The organism is Flavisolibacter tropicus (genome assembly GCF_001644645.1).
GTDB classification, from domain to species: Bacteria; Bacteroidota; Bacteroidia; order Chitinophagales; family Chitinophagaceae; genus Flavisolibacter; species Flavisolibacter tropicus.
Window position 1 is genome coordinate 95,618 of record NZ_CP011390.1, and the last position, 19,624, is coordinate 115,241.

At 41.7% G+C, this 19,624-nt stretch carries 14 protein-coding genes; 12 read left to right on the forward strand and 2 right to left on the reverse strand.

The annotated features are described in order from the left end of the window. Position 1 precedes the first annotated feature (1 nt). Positions 2–922 (reverse strand): GyrI-like domain-containing protein, encoded by a 921-nt coding sequence (locus SY85_RS00325; RefSeq protein ID WP_066401228.1) that lies wholly within the window; start codon positions 920–922, stop codon positions 2–4. A 116-nt stretch (positions 923–1,038) separates the two neighbouring features. Here SY85_RS00325 and SY85_RS00330 point away from each other — a divergent pair, with 116 nt between their 5' ends. From SY85_RS00330 to SY85_RS00380, 11 genes are all read left to right on the forward strand, one after another. Continuing rightward, a complete protein-coding gene (locus SY85_RS00330; protein WP_066401230.1) occupies positions 1,039–3,072 on the forward strand; it encodes a glycoside hydrolase family 65 protein in 2,034 nt (677 codons plus the stop codon). Continuing rightward, positions 3,069–3,629 (forward strand): hypothetical protein, encoded by a 561-nt coding sequence (locus SY85_RS00335; RefSeq protein WP_066401232.1) that lies wholly within the window; start codon positions 3,069–3,071, stop codon positions 3,627–3,629. The genes SY85_RS00330 and SY85_RS00335 overlap by 4 nt, the downstream gene beginning before the upstream one ends. A 77-nt stretch (positions 3,630–3,706) precedes the next feature. Next, positions 3,707–5,056, forward strand: coding sequence for a vanadium-dependent haloperoxidase (locus tag SY85_RS00340; RefSeq protein ID WP_066401235.1), 1,350 nt, complete (start codon positions 3,707–3,709; stop codon positions 5,054–5,056). 5 nt (positions 5,057–5,061) lie between these two features. Beyond that, the gene (locus tag SY85_RS00345) at positions 5,062–6,168 is read left to right on the forward strand and encodes a hypothetical protein (RefSeq protein WP_066401237.1); all 1,107 of its coding nucleotides are present in this window, start codon (positions 5,062–5,064) and stop codon (positions 6,166–6,168) included. 248 nt (positions 6,169–6,416) lie between these two features. Beyond that, positions 6,417–7,991 carry an alpha,alpha-trehalase TreA gene (treA, locus tag SY85_RS00350; protein ID WP_066401238.1) on the forward strand — a complete coding sequence of 525 codons (1,575 nt, stop codon included), beginning with the start codon at positions 6,417–6,419 and terminating at the stop codon, positions 7,989–7,991. A gap of 186 nt (positions 7,992–8,177) precedes the next feature. Beyond that, the gene (locus SY85_RS00355) at positions 8,178–8,393 is read left to right on the forward strand and encodes a hypothetical protein (protein ID WP_066401240.1); all 216 of its coding nucleotides are present in this window, start codon (positions 8,178–8,180) and stop codon (positions 8,391–8,393) included. A gap of 814 nt (positions 8,394–9,207) precedes the next feature. Beyond that, positions 9,208–9,681 carry a hypothetical protein gene (locus tag SY85_RS00360; protein WP_066401242.1) on the forward strand — a complete coding sequence of 158 codons (474 nt, stop codon included), beginning with the start codon at positions 9,208–9,210 and terminating at the stop codon, positions 9,679–9,681. A 94-nt stretch (positions 9,682–9,775) separates the two neighbouring features. After that, entirely contained in the window at positions 9,776–12,151 is a 2,376-nt protein-coding gene (locus SY85_RS00365; protein WP_066401243.1) for a TonB-dependent receptor, read from the forward strand. A gap of 39 nt (positions 12,152–12,190) precedes the next feature. Next, entirely contained in the window at positions 12,191–13,054 is an 864-nt protein-coding gene (locus tag SY85_RS00370) for a heme/hemin ABC transporter substrate-binding protein (protein WP_066409162.1), read from the forward strand. Further along, a complete protein-coding gene (locus SY85_RS00375; RefSeq protein ID WP_066401245.1) occupies positions 13,054–14,118 on the forward strand; it encodes a FecCD family ABC transporter permease in 1,065 nt (354 codons plus the stop codon). The genes SY85_RS00370 and SY85_RS00375 overlap by 1 nt, the downstream gene beginning before the upstream one ends. A 49-nt stretch (positions 14,119–14,167) precedes the next feature. Beyond that, entirely contained in the window at positions 14,168–14,893 is a 726-nt protein-coding gene (locus tag SY85_RS00380; protein ID WP_236938262.1) for a heme ABC transporter ATP-binding protein, read from the forward strand. Between the two features lie 161 nt (positions 14,894–15,054). On the opposite strand, the gene SY85_RS00385 is transcribed toward SY85_RS00380, so the two are convergent. Next, positions 15,055–17,637: a BamA/TamA family outer membrane protein gene (locus tag SY85_RS00385; protein ID WP_066401249.1), complete on the reverse strand. Its 2,583-nt coding sequence runs from the start codon at positions 17,635–17,637 to the stop codon at positions 15,055–15,057. 303 nt (positions 17,638–17,940) lie between these two features. Here SY85_RS00385 and SY85_RS00390 point away from each other — a divergent pair, with 303 nt between their 5' ends. Beyond that, positions 17,941–19,305: a chloride channel protein gene (locus tag SY85_RS00390; RefSeq protein WP_066401250.1), complete on the forward strand. Its 1,365-nt coding sequence runs from the start codon at positions 17,941–17,943 to the stop codon at positions 19,303–19,305. The last annotated feature ends 319 nt before the right edge of the window (positions 19,306–19,624 follow it).

Consider the following 19,624-nt stretch of genomic DNA (forward strand, 5'->3'; position numbering starts at 1 on the left):
ATTAATAAACGGGGTAACAAATCTTTGTCTGCCATTTTGATGTGTCGCTTTCGGTGCAACGGTTGATTAAAGGTATTTCGTAGGGGATGCTCGCTTCTTCTATATTTCGGTCTAGGATGTAATTCCTTAAATTCAGGTAGCCCCTTTGAATAGAAGCTGGCCCTCCTTGTACAATGCCCGTCAGTAATTTGCTGGGGTTGATCTTTTTCATTTGTAAGCCACTAATAGAAGATGGCCTTACTTGCACTGATATGCCAGCCATAACCGTATACTTATCACCCTCTTGGCGTTGAGATAACATAGTAGTACCGCTATTTTTAATAGTAGCGAGTTGCAATTCTTGTTGTAATCTTTCCATTAATTGGCAGATCATTTCAGTAGTGGGTATTGAAACGAAATCCTGCGATACGGTAGCAATCAACGTATCTGTTATTCTAAAAGACTCAATTTGTAAGCCATAGGTATTTTGGGTTTGGCTTACATAGGAAGCAATGTTCTTTGTAAAATTGCTGATCGAATCCTTAAGTCGTTGCAACTGGAAGTAGGTGCTGATTCTATTTATTGGGTTGAAGCCTGTTGCTACCTTCCATTCCCACGCTAAAATTGTAGAATCTACCTTCTCGGTAGGGATGATTTCTAAACTGCCACTTCCTTTTTGATAAGCCGAGTGTAGATTGAAATAAGGAAAGGTTACTTCTGTTATTTTAAATGAAGCATTTTGGATATCATTTGGAAATAGATGTGGAGCGTTTTCTTTGGACTGCTTTAAATTTTTTAAAGTTGTGTAAAGGGATTGGTCAATGGCATGTACATATACTTTACCTGAAATGGATAAAGTACCGGGAATGAAAGTATAGATACTGATCAGTGCAAGTACAATGATCAATATCAATACCAATCTTAGCTTAGATCGTTTAGCCATGTGAGTAAACGTTTGATGCAATACAACCTACTCAATTTTCATCATAATTGCCAGTGCCCATTGCCTTTGGTAGTACAAATCGTTATTTTTAACTGAATACAAACACCTGTTAGCATATGAAGAAGCTGGCTCTTTATATCATTATAACTATTCTATCTATTTCTGCTTTTTCGCAACAGTCAGATACCTGGAAGATAACGGTCAATAAAGTTAATCCTCAAGACTATTATGGTGTTACTGTGGCCAATGGAATGATTGGTATTATTTCATCACCCAATGTGTTGCGTTGTAAGGAGGTGGTCCTAAATGGCGCTTACGACCTATATGGGCGTGGTAGGGTCAGCAATTTCTTGCAAGGCTTTAACCTGGTGAACATGAACCTGGATATTGATGGACGTCGGATCGGTAATGCGGATGTTACCCAAATGCGACAAGTGCTGGATATGAGGCACGCGAGTATAATGACCAGTTTTGACTATGCCGACAAAGCAACTATTACCTATACCTATTATTCCTTGCGTCATCTTCCTTACAATGTATTAGTAGACGTTTCCATCACCGCCAAGAAAAACATTGAAGTAATGCCTGCCAGTGTAATGGAGGCGCCGGATGCTTTACGAGACGTACAGAACTATTATAACCAGATCGATCGCCCACATGTGACCTTGAGCTTGCTGTCTTCAACAGCCAAGAGCCCAACCGGCAAACTAACGTTTGCTTCTTCTACCACCTTTCTCTTTGATGAGCCGCATGGTAGCGAGCCTGAACTGATTCATGAAATGTGGGATAATAACATGCATTTGACCAAGTTTCGCAAACAACTAAAAGCAGGAACCACCTATCATTTTGCTATAGCAGGCGCCTCTATAACATCAGCACACCATGAAGATCCTTTAAATGAGGCTGAGCGCTATGTGATCTATGCTAAGTTGGAAGGAACGAAGCGATTATTGCAAATGCATGCCAATGCCTGGGACAGTCTTTGGAAAAGCGATATTGTCATTGAAGGTGACGATGCGAGCCAGCGAGAAGTGCGATCTGCCATGTACCATTTATACTCCTTTGTTAGAGAAGGTACAGCTTATAGTCCATCACCAATGGGTTTGAGTGGACTGGGGTATAACGGCCACGTATTTTGGGACACTGAGTTATGGATGTTTCCTGCCATGTTGTTATTACATCCGGAAATGGCCAAGAGCATGGTAGAGTACCGTTATCAGCGATTGCAACAGGCGCGACACAATGCATTTGCTCATGGTTTTAAAGGTGCTATGTATCCATGGGAAAGTGCTGCCAGTGGCAATGAAGAAACGCCAGTCTGGGCGCTAAGTGGTCCTTTTGAACATCATATTACTGCCGACGTAGCCATAGCTGCCTGGAATTATTTTGCCGTAACACAAGATACCAGTTGGTTAAAAGAAAAAGGTTTTCCCATTATTATGGAGTGTGCTGATTTCTGGGCCAGTCGTGTAGAGCGCAATGGTTCCGGTAAGTATGATATAAAGAATGTAGTAGCTGCTGATGAATGGGCCGAGAATGTAGATAACAATGCGTTTACAAATGCAGCGGCAAAAGCAAACCTGCAATATGCCATATGGGCTGCCCGCATTTTAAATGTGGTGCCATCCCCCGATTGGGAGGATGTTTATAAGAACATTCCTATATTAAAATTAGAGAACGGTGTAACCGCTGAGCATGCAACGTATAAAGGGGAAAAGATCAAACAGGCTGATGTTAATCTCTTAGCTTATCCTTTAAAAGAGATAACGGACCAACAACAAGTCCGAAAAGATCTAGAGTACTATGAATCAAGGATAGGAGAAGGATCTCCGGCTATGACGCATGCCATATTTGCTTTGTTGTATGCAAGGCTTAAAGAGCCTACAAAAGCCTGGCAGGCCTTTTTGCTGGCACATCAACCCAATAAAAAGAATCCCTTCGGTGTATTAGCTGAAACAGCCGGAGGTAACAACCCTTATTTTGCTACTGGTGCTGGTGGTTTTTTACAATCAATACTAAGTGGATTTGGTGGATTGGATATTACTCCTACAGGTATTGTTCAAGTGCCTTCTGTTTTGCCGCCGGGCTGGAAAAAGCTTACGCTGACTGGTATAGGAGTGAACAAAAAAACGTATATTGTAAGTAAGTGAGACGAAAATTATCTGCAATACTGCTGCTTGCTTTGTTCCTGTTTAATATAGCAGGATATAGAGTAGCTTTTTACTTTCTCCAACAATATGCTGACCAGCAGATGACAGCTTCCCTTGAAAACGATTCTTATGATGAATCTGAACTCATTACGGTAACGATTCCCATTTCATTGCCTTATTATAATGACTGGAGCGATTTTGAAAGAGTGGATGGAGAAGTTGTTTATGAAGGTGTGGTCTATAAATATGTGAAACGGAAAGTTTGCCAGGGTCAATTGGTATTGCTTTGTATTCCTGATCAGAAAAGAACTGATATCGCATCCGCTAAAGATGCGTTCTTTAAATATAGTCAAGACCTGATGCAGCATCAGAATGATCATAAATCACCTAATAGTAAAGTTGTCGAGTATCAACCTATTAACGATTTTCAACAACACCTTATCTCTTATTTAATTACTACACCAATAACAAGCATTCAACAGAACCAGCATACACCTTTATCTGTTGCTTTGTCTTCATCACCACATTTATCGCCCGAACATCCTCCCCAGGTCTAATCAATATTTCTGTTAGTTACTGAGCGATCATGCCCAAAAAGGGATGGTCTTCTTCTGTTTCCCTAAACAATACTATCATGAAATATTTGATATTATTTGCCGTCATTGTAATGATGAACGGAGCTTGCCGCCATAAAGGGGATTACCAGCCTGTATTTGATAATCCCGGTTTATACTCAAAGTCTGTATATGAATTAAATAGTGTGGTGATGGACAATAATTTTAGTCCTGTTGTAGCTGCACGAAACTATGTTTATGCCAATATTGCCGCCTATGAATGTATTGCGGCGGGTGATTATCGTTTTGTTTCTTTGGTTGGGCAAATCAAACATATGCCTGTTATGCCAAAGCCAGCAGAGCCCGCTAAGGTCAACTATCATTTAGCCGCCTTGTTGTCATTGATTAAAGTAGGTAATGCGGTTACCTTTCCAGAAGGGGCCTTGATGGATTATTGGCAGAACTTGTATGATAAAGCGGACAGTGCTGGAATGCCTGCAGACGTACTAAAACAAACAGTAGCTTTTAGCGATACCATTGTAAGTGCCATTTTAAAATGGAGTAAAGGCGATAACTATGCGCAAACAAGGAGTGCAGAAAAGTACACGGTTACTGTAGAAGATGGTCGCTGGGTGCCAACGCCACCAGCTTATGCACAAGCCATGGAGCCTCATTGGTGTGAAATTCGTCCCATGTCATTAGATTCCGCCTCTCAGTTTGCACCACCTGCGCCTCCGGTCTTTAATGTTAAGTCGCCTACTTCACACTTTTATAAAGATGTTATGGAGGTAAAGACTGTTGGTGACAGTTTAACGGATGAGCAGCGGCATATTGCCGATTTCTTTGATGATAATCCTTTCAATTTACATGTAACCGGGCATGCCATGTATGCCACCAAGAAGTTCTCTCCACCGGGGCATTGGATGAATATTGTAGGTATTGCTACACAAAAGGCTGGTAAAGATTTTAGTACAACGGTTGCTGCTTATGCAGCTACGTCTATTGCTTTATTTGATGGTTTTATTGCCTGCTGGTATACCAAGTATAAAACCAACGGCGTGCGCCCAGAAACAGTCATCAATAAATACTTTGATCCCAATTGGAGACCCTACATACAAACGCCACCATTTCCCACTTACGTTAGTGGCCATTCTGTAATATCTAACGCTTCCGCTGAAGTGATGACGTATTTTTTGGGTGATCATTTTGCCTTCACAGACACATCGGAATCAGAGTTTGGTATAGCAAACCGTTCTTTCCGTTCTTTTAGGGACGCTGCACAAGAGGCTTCCTTTTCCCGATTATATGGCGGAATACATTATCGGTCTGATTTAGAGCAAGGTAATGAAGTAGGGAAAAAAGTAGGAGCGTATGTTGTATCAAAGCTCCACTTTCAACGAAATCAAAATCAATTATCACAAAACAAGTAAAAGTTATGAGACTAGTAATTTTAGGCATATTTCTTTTCTGTAGCTGGAAAGCCGCAGAAGCACAAGGGTGCGTAGCTATACGCAGCAATGGTGCTTCGTGTACAATGGATGGAATTCATAGTGAAGCAATGTTAAAAGAGAGTCGCCCCTGGATCTTTTCAATTAATACCCGCTATTTCAAATCATATAAGCATTTTGTTGGCACCGAAGAACAAAAGGAAAGGGAGGAGCAAGGGACGAACGTGATCAATCATACTTTTTCAACTGAGTTTGGCCTTAACCGAAAGCTGAATGAACGTTGGGCACTCGGTCTTTTTGTACCAGTTATCAGTAATGCGCGATCTTCTATGTATGAACATTATGGTAATGCCAGTAAGAGTCCGAATGCGCGTCGAAGTACTCATTCCTTTGGGCTTGGTGATTTGCGCGTGGCTGCTTATTATTGGCTGCTTGATCCGGTTAAGAATTCCAAAGGCAATGTGCAGTTAGGTGCCGGTATTAAATTACCTACCGGAGATTATAAGTACCAGGACTATTTCTGGAAAAATGACACAACTAAGGTTTTGGGGCCGGTAGATCAATCTATACAACTGGGGGATGGTGGTACTGGGTTTACGGCAGAATATAATGCCTTTTATCGGCTTACCAGATCCTGGAGCTTGTACTCCAACGGCTTTTATCTTTTCAATCCCAGAGAGCAAAATGGCGTATCTACTGCCAGAGGCAGCGCCGTTTCACCTACAGCTATCGCATATGGAAGTGACGTAATGAGTGTGCCCGACCAGTTCATGTTTCGCGCAGGTATTAATTACTCTATGAAGCATTTTCATTTTTCAGGGGGAATGCGTATTGAAGGTTTGCCAGCGGAAGATCTTATTGGTGGCAGTAATGGCTTTAGAAGACCGGGTTATGTTTTGTCTGCCGAACCAGTAATTGTGTATAGTCTAAAACAAACACAAATCTATGCCGCTGTACCGGTTGCACTAGTGCGTGACCGTACGCAGAGTGTGCCCGATAAGATTAGAACCGAAAAGACTGGTGTGTATGCACAAGGTGATGCCGCCTTTGCTGATTACTCCGTCAATATTGGGGTAGCTTTTTCACTCAAATGATGGTTTATGGTTAATACCGTCCGTACGAATGGAGATGCTCAGAGGCGAGGTCATTAGTTGACTTCGCCTCTTTCGTTGAAATATGTATTTAGTTAACTGAGGACAGTTGATCGTTGGCAGTAGGGCGCTGTTAACTGTCAACTATCCTCTTCCAGCTGTAATCAGATATACACAATGATGTTATTGCACTAAAGTCTTATAAGCTTTATCTTTAAAGGTATTCCCTTTCTACCCTTTAACCTTTCTATATGACGAAGCTGTTTCTGCTATTAGCCTTCTTTGTAGGTACGCTAGAGGCATACGCGCAGGTTACGCCCACACCCGATAAGTTGTGGGGTGATTTATTTAAACAGGTGCAGTTAACCCGGGTTTTTCCTGACAATAAAACCTTTGTGGATTGCACTCCTAAGTCGGAGCCCTCTTCCATAATGAAAGCCTATGCTGCTCAAAAAGCAAATGAATCTTTTGATCTGAAAGCGTTTGTGCACCAGCATTTTAATATACCAGTACCTCCAAATGTAAAGGTGACACCTGGACTTACATTGATCAAGCATTTAGAGGAATTGTGGGGAACGCTAGCGCGTCACCGGGATAGCGTACAGCGTTGGAGCTCCTTATTACCATTGCCCTATCCCTATATTGTGCCTGGCGGCCGCTTCAGAGAGATCTACTACTGGGATAGTTATTTTACCATGCAGGGGCTGGCTGTAAGTAACCGTTATGATCTGATAGAAGGGATGATCAACAATTTTGTATCGCTGATCAATAACTATGGTCATATTCCCAATGGTAATCGTAACTATTTTCTAAGCCGCTCGCAGCCACCTTATTTTTCGTTAATGGTCAGTTTATTATCAGAAAAGATGGGGAATGCCGTATTTAAAAAGTATTTCCCTGCTATGGAAAAAGAATACCAGTTCTGGATGCAGGGTGTTGACAAACTTAAAAATGTGCAGGCTTATCGTAGGGTGGTGAAGATGCCCGATGGTACTATTTTAAACCGGCACTGGGATGATAATAATGCGCCACGCCAGGAGTCTTACGCCGAAGATGTAGCCACCAGTAAAGATTATAAAAGTAAAGATGGACTGGCCTATGTTAACCTGCGGGCAGGAGCTGAAAGCGGCTGGGACTTTACCAGCCGGTGGTTTGAGGATACCATGCATTTGAATACCATTGAAACAACGGACATTATTCCGGTAGATTTGAATGCTTTGCTTTATGCAAACGAGATGCTTTTAGCAAAGGCTGCTTCTGAAAGTGGGCTTTCGGCAAAAGCTGCTTCCTATAAAGCAAAGGCGGAGAAGCGAAAGGTTGCTATTCTGAAATACATGTGGGACAGACAAAAGGGCTTTTTCTTTGATTATGATTATAAACAAAAACACACCACGCAGAAACTAAGTGTAGCTGGTGTAATGCCGTTGTTTTGCCATGCTGCTACGGAAGAGCAGGCTGCTATTGCTAAAACCACTTTTCAAAAGTACCTGCTCAAAGATGGAGGTGCCGTGTCAACAGTTTATCATACCGGCGAGCAGTGGGATGCACCTAACGGTTGGGCGCCTTTGCAGTTTATTGCTGTAAAGGGTTTTATGAATTATGGCTTTAATGACATGGCAAAAACCATAGCCGAACGCTGGATGGCTGTAAATGAGAGGGTATTTAACGCCACTGGCAAAATGCTGGAGAAATATAATGTAGAAGATATCAATCTGGATAGTGGTGGTGGGGAATATCCCACACAAGATGGATTTGGGTGGACAAATGGGGTGTATTTAAAGTTTTATGAGTTATTCAAGGCCAATTCAGCTCCATCAGGTAACTAGCTTTTAAAGGACAAACTTGTCCAGGAAGAGATTATTTAATTACATCCTTGTATTTAGTGAAAAAGATAACGGCCAATGCTTAGAGTTTTGCCTGCTTTTTGCTAAATTATATGAAACAACGCAAGGCTGTAGAGCTTGGTTGTGAAAGCGATATAAATCCATCATTAATAACTATAAGTAATTGTTATGGAAAGAAATTCTTTAAGATTAGACGCCCCTTGGGATGAAGTAAAAGAAATGCTGAAAGAGTTGAATACTGATCTTACCGATGAGGATCTGGAATACAGACCTAATGGTGAGCAGGAGATGTTAGAGCGGGTTGCGAGGAAGTTGGATCAGGATGTGCCTCATGTAAGGGATTGGATTGAAAGTGTTTCATCTAACCGGGGATTGGCGCATTAATACTGATTGGTTTCACGCAGAGAGGCTGAGGCGCAGAGAGAAATGTTTCGCATAGAAGAAGTGAGAAAAGGAGGACCGCGGATTGGTGGGATTAAAATGGATTAGTAAGATTACTGTCTGTTAGCTGTAATATCTTTTGTTTTTGCCATTTCGAGTAAAACGAGGAGTCTCAGAGTCTTACAGCCCCTTGCTTTCACCCTGAACTTGTTTCAGCGTCTGATCTCACTTTCAAGGGTGATTTTGTATCTTTAGAACTCTTTTCCGTGAGCATAGTTTCTTCCCTTCTTATTACACATTTCTATACTATTTATTGGGGCTTATAGCGGTATCGGATGGCAGGATACGAGCCAGGGTACGGAGGTGGTAGGGCTAACGGGTAAGGTAGGGAGTTGATACGGAGTTAGTACGGCTTTCATACGGAGTTAGGTAGGCTCTGATACGGAGTAACCATGAAGTGGATACGGAGTAACCATGAAGGTGTAGAGGCATAGCAGTGAAGGAACAGCAGAGTGGTAGTGAAGGTAGAGGCAAATAATAGAGAAAGTAGATCGTAGAGGGGTGGGATTGGGGATTAGGGATTAGGGATTTGGAATTGGGGGCAAGCAAGGATGGGTTTTACCTTGCTATTGATAAGCAAGTAATGATATATTAAGTAAACTTGGCTTTTATGAATACTTGTTAGTGTAATGTATAACTCGTATTAAAGGGGAAAGTTGTGGGTTATTATATATATGGAAGTTCATATTAAATGAAATTCAATAACTTACGGCCAAACTCAGATTGACTGCCCCGCGTACTTACCATAGGATTGTTAATGGCCCTGGTTTATAGCCAGATGATCTACCAGTTTGCCTTGGTCTACCAACAAGGGCAAGCCAAACGGGAAATGAAGCAACAGTTACGCCTTAGGATAAGTGAAGCTGATCTTGAAATGATCTCTTACCTAGAAAATGAAAAAGATATAGAATGGGAAGAAGAGGGCAAGGAGTTTCGACTACATGGAGAGATGTATGATGTGGTAAAAACAGCTACAGTGAATGGAAAACCAGTATTTTATTGTATCAATGACAAGAAAGAGAACGAATTAATCCATAAGTACCTAAACCTTATCAAACAAAAGAACAATTCTGATAAAAAGCCCAGAACTCTAAGTATTAAACTGCTTTTTAATCAATCTTCGGAACCTATTTTTGTTTCAAATCAGCTAGCCGTGGTTTATGACACAGAATTAGTGTGTTGTCTTCCTAATGCGGAACTAGATCAATTAATTCCCCCACCCAAGGTTTAGTCTTCTTTTCGTAATAATTATCCTTTAGCTATGCCTGTTAACTAATGCAGGTAATAGCTTCTATCGCTTTGTATTACATCAACTAAAACTAAAAATGAAGACTAAATATTTATTTCTACTATTTAACCTGTTTTTCGTTACCACACTTTACGCTCAGCGAACTATAAAAGGGCGTGTTATTGATCAGCAAACGAATCAGCCTATTCCACGTGCCTCAATTTCTGGTGGTGGAGCTACTGTAGTGAGTAATGAGCAAGGACAATTTGAGATCAATTCTACTGCCGACCATTTGTCGGTTACCTCTGTTGGCTATTCTACCAAAGATGTAAAAGTGATCGAGGCATCGGAACTGTTAGTACTAATGGAGCCTTCTAACGTGGCGTTGAATGAAGTGATAGTAGAAGGTAACGCTGCACAGCGCAAGTTGTTGACTACACCTAATGCTGTCGGCCTGGTAACCAGTCGCGACTTGGCTCGTACCAGCGGAATTTTCTTACATCAAACCTTAAACACCCTTTCTGGTGTACGTATGGAAATGCGTAACAATGTGCAAGGTGCACGTATTGTTATCAGAGGTTATGGGAATGAAACCAATTTTAATGGATTGGGGTATAAGGCTTATTTAAATGGTATTCCTGTAACCGATGCAGACGGTACTACTTTTTTAGATGATATCGATTTTGCCAGCCTTGGTCGTGTAGAGGTGATCAAAGGACCCGGATCATCTTTGTATGGTAACTCTATTGGTGGGGTGGTATTGATGCAAATGCAAAAGGCTACGCCGGGCGAAACATCTGTAGGTCAGCAAGTAACAGCTGGTAAAGACGGCTTATTACGCACCACTACCAGTTTCAAAAGCGCTGTAAATAATTCCAGCCTTTTTGTGAACTATGGTCATCAGCAGTACGATGGCTTCCGTATGCACAACTCCAGCGAAAAGAACTTTGTGAACATGGGCGGTGACTTTTACCTGGGCAAACGCACGATTACAACGTTTGCCAGCTATACAAAAGGTATGGACTACCTGGCTGGCCAAGTAAGTGAAGCAAACCTGATAGCACACCCAGATTCTGCTGGTCAGGGGTATATTAATAATGATGGCCATGTAGGATTGGAAAACTTTAAAGTAAGTGTTGGTCAGGACTACCAGTTCAGCCCATTGTTTTCCAATAATACTAACCTGTTTTTAGTAAGCACGTTTATTGACCAGGCTAGTGAGGCTGGTTTAACTCGCACACAAAAAAGCAAGTTTGGCGGCCGTTCTACCTTTACCTATTCACCAACCATTGGTACTATCCCAGTAAAATTCTCTTTAGGCGCTGAGTTTTTGCGTAATAAGAGCTATGCAAAAGGTTATGCCTTGACTTTGGCTGTACCAGGAGCATTAACTTCAGACCAGGAGATTGCAGCACAACAAGCTAACCTGTTCTTTCAAGCAGAAGGAAAGATCACGCCTACTACTACATTGACAGCTGGTATTGGTGAGAACTTTATAGAATACAAGCTGGATGATATGCGCCCAACGGTTATCACCACTTCGGCTTCTACCACTTACAAGAACCGTAGCGGCAGTAAAACCTTTGATCCCATCCTGGCTCCTAAAGTAGCCCTTACACAAATGATAGGTGATAACGTATCTGCTTATGCTACTGTAAGCAAAGGTTTCTCTTCTCCATCAACCAGCCAGATTATAATTGTTCCAAGCGGCGCAGCCATGTTGGCCGGACAAAACCCTGGTATTAATGAAGATCTGAAGCCAGAGATTGCAACCAGTTATGAAATTGGTTCAAAGGGTAGTTTGTTGAACAAGAGCTTGAGCTATGATGTAGCCTTGTTTTTAATGAATGTGAAGGATAAACTGGTAAGCCAATACTATGGTAGCAATGCCTATATGTATACAACCAATGCCGGTAAAACACGCCATCAGGGGTTGGAGCTAACCTTATCGTATGCTAAGCAATTTGAGAATCGTTTTATCAGCCTGGTAAGACCATTTGTTAGCTATACGTATAATGATTTCAAATACGAAGATTTCCAAACTATTCCTGCAGATCCGGCGCAGCAAGAAACAACGACTACGCCGCCATCGCCTGGTCAGTCGCAAAAATTGCTGAACTACAAGGGAAAACAAGTGGAAGGTATTGCTAAGAATCTATTCAATGCAGGGCTGGATGTAGAAAGCCGTGTTGGTTTGTACTTGAATACCACACTTACGCATGTAGATAAAATGCCTGTAGACTTTGCTAACCAGCATTATGCAAAAGCTTACACTGTATGGAATGCCAAGGCTGGTTATCGTAAAGCTATAAGCGCGCATTTTGATTTGAATCTTTATGGTGGTTTGGATAATATCACTGATATACATTATTCTACCCACATCTTCCTGAACTCAAGAGACTATCCAAAAATTTACAACCCTATGCCTTTATCTAACTGGTACCTGGGTACATCGTTGAAATATATTTTCTAATTCAATTGGCCTGGCTGCATGCCAGGCCATTTTATCATTATGAGAAATAATCACATTCTATTTATAGCCGCTGCTGTTGTATTGTCGGCATGTGGACGCTTTGATAAAAAGACCAGTCAGAAAGAAGGACAACGACTGATCAGTGTATCTAAACAACTAACGGAAATCATCTTTGAAGTAGGCGGCGATACTGCACTGGTAGGAGTGGACTTGTCTAGTACGTTTCCGGAAGCAGCAAAAAAAATACCGACTGTTGGATATCACCGCGGTTTGAATGCGGAGGGTATTATCTCCTTAAATCCAACGGCAGTATGGCATGATGGTAATATTGCGCCAGAGCATGTTATTGAACAAGTGAAAAAGGTAGGTATACCATTGGTTCAATTTTCTGGCGGTAATACTATTGACTCCACTAAGATCCTGATCATGCAGTTGGCCACCCTATTTCACAATGAGGCAAAAGGGAGGGCGCTTTGTGAAAAACTGGATCTGGATATGGCTAAAGCAGATTCTGTAAGAAAGCAATTGACGGATAAACCACGTGTGTTGATAGTGCATTTCGGACAAGCGGCCAATCAATACTTCGTCTTTAATCGTAAAGGCATACCCAACCAAATGCTGGAATGGGCAGGTGTAGAAAATGCGGCTGATACAGCGCAGAAATGGAAAAACTTAAGTCCTGAAGTGATTGCCCAGGCACAACCTGATATCATCTTAGCTACCGATTATGGTTTTGACCTGCAGGGGAGTGTGGAGAAATTCAAACAACTGCCAGGTATTTCATTATCACCAGCAGCTAAGAATAACCGTATTTACCGGATCGATGAGCATGATCTGGTATACTTAGGCCCACGTACTGGCGAAAATGTTTTGAAATTGATTAACCTATTACACAAAAAATAATGCGCACGCTGTCTTTTCGATTTTATTATATAGTCTTTACAGTGATCTTGCTCTTACTCTTGTTTCTTTCTGTAAGGGTAGGCGCTGTTTCTATTACGTATGAAAAGATAGTGGCTTTTATTGCCGATGGTTTTGGATATCAAACAAGCGTGCCTGTTAATAAAATAGAACAGGCACTCTTTTTCCAGATCCGTTTACCAAGAGTACTGCTTTGTGCCTTTGTTGGTGCATCGTTAGCGGTATCTGGTGCTTTAATGCAAGCGTTGTTTCGCAACCCAATCGTAGAGCCCGGTTTGATTGGTACATCTGCTGGTGCGGCCCTGGGAGCAGCGTTTGTATTTGTTATGGGCAAATCTATTGCTGGCGTTTATGCGGATGTGCTAGGCCCTTTTTTATTACCTGTATTTGCATTTATAGGTGGCCTAGCTGCTACGTTGGCGGTTTATAAATTGTCTTCCATTTTTGGTAAGGTCAATGTATCTACCATGATACTGGCAGGCATAGCTGTAAATGCTATGGCAGCTGGAGGTACTGGCTTTTTATCTTACGTAGCCCGTGATCCGCAAGCTCGTAGTATTACTTTCTGGAACTTAGGCACCCTTTCCGGAAGTAATTGGAATAGTGTATGGTTGGTAGGGTGCTCTACTGTTTTCGGAATCATCATTTGCCTGCGTTATACAAGAGGGTTGAATGCGCTTTTGTTAGGAGATGATGCAGCCGGTAACTTGGGAATCAACACCAGCCGATTAAAGAGCCGCGTGTTATTGCTAAACACCTTTATGATTTCCTTGGCAACAGCCATGGTAGGCGTTATTGCCTTTGTAGGACTAATTGTGCCTCATATATTGCGCATGCTAAAAAGTAGTGATAACCGTTTCCTGGTTATTGGATCGGCGCTGCTAGGAGCTATTGTTCTGAACCTGGCCGATATGGTAGCACGCAGTATTGTAGCACCTTCTGAATTCCCCATTGGTATCATTACCGCTTTTATTGGTGCCCCCATCTTTCTAAGCATTCTTATTGGTTCCTATAAGCAACAACAAGGAGGTGGATTTTATGCTTAAAGTAGAGGGGCTAAAATATCAGATAGGATCGAAAATAATTATTCCCGATTTGTCAGTACAATTTCAGCCCCGAGAATTTAATATGATCCTGGGGCCGAATGGTTCTGGTAAGTCTACCTTCCTGAAGCTTTGTAGTGGTGAGTTGCATCCAGATAAAGGCGCAGTTTATTATGGAGATCAACAGCTAACCCTTCATTCCAAAGGAGCTATGGCTACGCGACGGGCGGTGCTAAGTCAGCATTCTGAATTAACCTTTCCGTTATCCGTATCGGAAGTTGTTATAATGGGCCGGTATCCTCATTTTGAGCATAGCCCTGGTCAAAAGGATAACGCCATTTGTAAAGAAGCCATGGCAACACTGGATATTCTGCACTTAGCTTCGCGCAATTACTTAACTCTTAGTGGAGGGGAAAGACAACGGGTACATTTTGCACGTGTATTAGCCCAAATATGGGAAATGCCTGAAGAAGGCGAGCGTTATTTGTTTCTAGATGAGCCGATGGGGCACCTGGATATTAAGTACCAGCACGCTTTTCTTAAGCTATCCAGAGAACTTTTAAATGAAAGAACGGTATTAGTAGCCGTGATGCATGATGTAAACTTGTCTATTCAGTATGCCGATAAACTCCTCTTTTTAAAAGACGGGGCTATTCAAGCTTACGGAACACCGGAACAAGTTGTTTCAAGCAGCCTGATTGAAAATGTCTTTTCAGTACATACCACTATCATCAAAAACCCTGTTTCTGAAAAGCCTCATGTTATTTATGAACAATGATTGTGAATGGTGAATGGTGAGTGGTGAGTAATGAGTGATGAGTGATGAGTAATGAGTGATGAGTGATGAGTGATGAGTGATGGGTTGTTTACATTGAAGTCTTTAATTCTCGACTCCCGATTGCTGATTTCCGAATATACTTAGGGTGTAAAAAAATAAAGCTAACGTAGCAGTCTGCTGAAGCGGATGTGAAAGAGCTGATCTTCTTTAGATATACCATAAGTAACAACAGCAGTTAATTTGTCGAATGGCGAAATCAAGAAACCGCCGCCATAGCCCATATGCCATACATCAGATGATTCGTTAGGGTTCCACACGCGGCCTTGGTCCATAAATGCAATGATCCCTGCTTTGCCATTAAATACGCGATTGCGCGTATTAAAGATCCATTGCAATTCATTGGCATTAGTAAAAGAGGTTTTTCCCCAAAAACGCTCCCGGCGGAATCCTCTTAATAATGGGCTACCACCAATATAGTTTAACTGGTAAAACACAGGTGTGCCAGTAACTGTGGCACCTTCTAAACGCTCAGCTAATACCAAGTGTGGGCCAAAAGAGAGATAAAAATTTATTTTGCCAGAATGCCTAAAAATAGAATTGTCGCCATTTTGAAGGTTGCGGGTATAGGCACTGCTTGCTGTCAACAGAAATCCTTTTGTTGGTAGAATAATATCATTCACGTTTGCATAATCAAGCTGCAGCTTTAGTTGCCCGTAACGTTCTAGATCATAGGTATCTTTGTCTACTGCACCATAATGATCGGCTATATACCGCTCAGGGTCATTTTTGATTTCAATAGTTTGATATGCTGAGGCAAACAGGAAGTTCCAATATTTGCCTAAAGGCCTGTAAAGGCCGGCACCTAAAGTACCTTCTCTTAATCGCATGCGGTAATAGTCGCGGTCATTAACATCTTTAGTTGTTTCATTTCCTATGCCAAAGAAGTTGACCACGTGTATCCAGTCGTAGCTGGCATTTAGCAGTACATTCCATTTACCAACAAACTGGGGTATAATGCCTTTGTAGGATATGCTTGGTGCCAGATCGCCTAAGGAATAATGTATGTCAAAAGTATGGCGGTGTGCATAGGGCTCTCGTTGCCACTTATGGTGGGTAATGCCATACTGTACCCCAACAAAAAATCGATCCTGGTTATTATAAAAGATAATCGGCTTAATACTTTTTTTATCGTAATGAAAGCCATCATAATGGAAGCGATAGCGAACTGTATCTGTAAACGTATGAAAGTGGATAGCCGGTTGATTTTTTATCGTATTGCCATTGTCATCGTAAAACTGGATCGCTTTCTTTTTACTTATGTTGCCTGTTTGTATTAGGGTGTCCCGGTCTTTACCTGCTATAATACGTATGGTAGGAGCCTTCTTAAGGTCGCCAATAACCTGGTAGGTGTCGTTGCCTTCCAGTCCATAAATGCGGAACTCTTTGGTTTCGTCTGTTGAAATAACGCGCTTATAATAAGGAATCGTATCGGCAAGTCCTTCTTTTGATATTTTGTAAATGGCTACACTTGTTTGCCCGGGAGCTAATTGTTGAAGTACAAAGCGGTCGCTGGTTATAGTGCCCACAACTGCCACTTCTTTAGCCAGGAAGCTGTAGTATTTTTGAGCGTACTGAACTATATCGTTTCTACGGGCTTTTAGTTTGGCGCTAATCTCAGGGCCAGAGGTGACATACACTTCTTTGGGTAGTTCTTGAACAGCTGCATCTATGATACTATCAGTAATAGCTTGTTGAAGCTCTTTGGCAATAGTCATCCATTGCGACGGGGGCACTTCATTTAAAAGATACCGGTCCAGGTTACGGGCGGGGAAGTTGTATGTTTCTATATCCTTGATCTTGTAATCAAAGGTTTGCAGATGCCCCAAGCTTGCAGCAGATAATGTAATCTTTAAAAGTACACCATCAAACTTGGTAAAGGTTTGATCGCGATCGCGAGGTATGGGTCTGTAAAGACTGTATTTGCCAGAATCAAAGCGGGCCCAGCGCCATTGGTCTTCATGCCGCCCCCAATCACCTACAAGCATATCAAACAATCTTGCTCTCACAAAAGCAGGCTGATCTACTCTGGCATAGGGATCTTCTTTTAGAATTGAAAAAAGCTTGTCTGTACTAATGATCTCCTTAGAGTTGCCAAAGTTGGTGGCCTCTTCCCAATTGCCATCAGGACGCTGTTCAAAAAGATATAGGTCATTGCCAAAATCTTTATTGAATGTATCCAATGCTTGTTGTTGCGGAAGATAGATAAAACGTGGCCATGTATGGTAAATCCTAGCTGCTTCTGCCAAAGGTGCTACTACCGACGCTGAATAAGGATGAGCGGTAGACACCTGGTCATTGAGTACGTTTTCAACAAAGGTGTTTTGGAAAATGGGAGGGAGCGCTCGTCCAAAACTTTTATCTACACTACGCAAAACATATTCTTTCTCTGTGGCTGTTTTCAGTCGTATGGTTTTACTTTGGCGGCTACCGCCGGCTTCATAAGGAATCAGTCCTCCATTAGCCGTGTCTAAGAAAAAGAGTGGAAAGCGGGCGGGGGTGGCCCATTCCTTTCGGTAATGTTTGCCCCAAAGCCATTGGTGGAAAGAAGATCGATTGTATTGAGCTCCTGGGGTAACAGCCCGATAATTGCTGTCAGAAATATTACTATTAGTAGATTGACAATAACCCGATAAAGTTACCAGTGTTAAGCAATAATTACACAACCATTTATACGTCCGTTTCATATACCTACTTGCCTGTCTTATTCGATGAGCTCATATTGTAAGTGCTTAAAAAACCTTGCCAATAGCGAAGTCTGTTTTGTAGTATAATATAGACTTTTGAAGGATTAATCAATAGATAAATCCTTAGAGATTAAAATTCTATAACAGAGAAACTCGCCTTGTCGTTCACTGTCTTATTAGTTATCAATAGTTTTGAACCTTTAATAGGAGGCAGAATGATGTGTATTTGTTTTAAAGAGGATTGTTACTCTGCAGGTTACTAAGTCGTTTGTCTCTGGTTGGTTTAGCTCCTTAATCATTAATATGGCAATTCGAGGCTTTGGATTGATAAGAAAGAAGTTGAAAGCAGTGTTTGACCTGGTAGGGTCGGAAAGGTTGAAAACAAATGCGCTACAGGCTATTCCTTTTTGGTTTGCGTCCTTGTTGACCGGACTAGTAGCTGTTGGGTTTACGAAACTGTTTGGTTATGGTGAAGCCATCATGCATTCTCTTCTTCATTGGCGTGCTTGGTCACTATTTATTTTTACCCCGGTCTGCTTTTTTATGGCCTGGTGGGTTGTACATCGTTTTGCCCCTAATGCAAAAGGCAGTGGTATTCCGCAGGTTATGGCTGCCATAGAATTAGCTACCCCTAAGCACGATAGCAAGATTAAAAAGTTGCTGAGCTTTCGTATAGCTGTAACCAAGATCATATCCAGTGTATTAATGGTTATTGGTGGAGGTGCTGTAGGGCGAGAAGGGCCTACAATTCAAATCGCGGGTTCTTTATTTCGCATGGTTGAAAAATGGATACCTGCTACCTGGCCCAAACTGTCCAAGCAAAGTTTTATACTAACCGGTGCTGCAGCCGGATTAGCGGCGGCTTTTAATACACCACTGGGAGGCGTTGTATTTGCCATGGAGGAATTAGCACGAATTCATATCCGTTTTTTCCGTACCGCCCTTTTTACGGCTGTGATCATTGCAGGTTTAACAGCTCAAGGTCTTTTAGGTCCCTACCTGTACCTGGGATATCCTGATGTCCAAGGGTTGCGTTTTTCTATCTTTTTAGGAGTTGCTGTATCTTCTATTTTTGCCGGTTTATTGGGTAGCTTGATGTGTAAGACCATTTTACGGATCATGAAATGGAAGCGAACCTTTAATCAAACCAAGTCCTTGCTGTACCTGCTTTTTGCGGGACTGCTGATTGCAGCTGTTGCCTTTTTTGTAAATGAATCCATATTAGGTTCAGGCAAGGAGCTTATGAATACCACGCTTTTTACGGATCAAAAAGCAGTTAGATGGGATACGGTGTTATGGCGTATGGTGGGGCCCATACTTTGTTTCAATACAGGTGCTGCGGGTGGGGTATTTGCGCCTGCGTTGGCGGCAGGGGCTTCAATAGGCGCATATGTTGCCAGTCTTTTTGATGTAGTGGGTGCCAATGCAAATATTCTTATTTTAAGTGGCATGGTGGGTTTTCTTACGGGTGTTACACGTACACCATTTACATCGGCAATTTTAGTATTGGAAATGACAGATCGCCATAGTGTAATCTTTCACCTTATGCTGGCCGCTTTACTATCAAATATTGCAGCGCTACTCATTGATAAGCACTCTTTCTATGAACAATTAAAGAAAGGATATGTTGAAGAGATGATTCAAGAAAAGGAAGTGCAGAAGGCTTAAAGCTTCTTTTAAGTAATAGGAGCAACAAGCTATTGGCTAGAAGTTAAAGATGTGATCCGATCACCTGATTCAATGATTATAGAGCTTAAAAATAATTGTACTACTTATCTGATGTATTTAAGATTATGCCTAGTAAATTAAATTACACTTGGCTGGTTTAAAACAAAGTTCAACTAAGTGCATCTAGAAATAGTCTGTAATAGATCGATCTGTTTGGTTATTTCTGTATTAGTTAAAGCAGCTTTCCAAATGGCTATGGATCATAGTAAACATGTTACAAGTTGAGTCTTATATGAAGCTCACACGATTATCTGTTTTA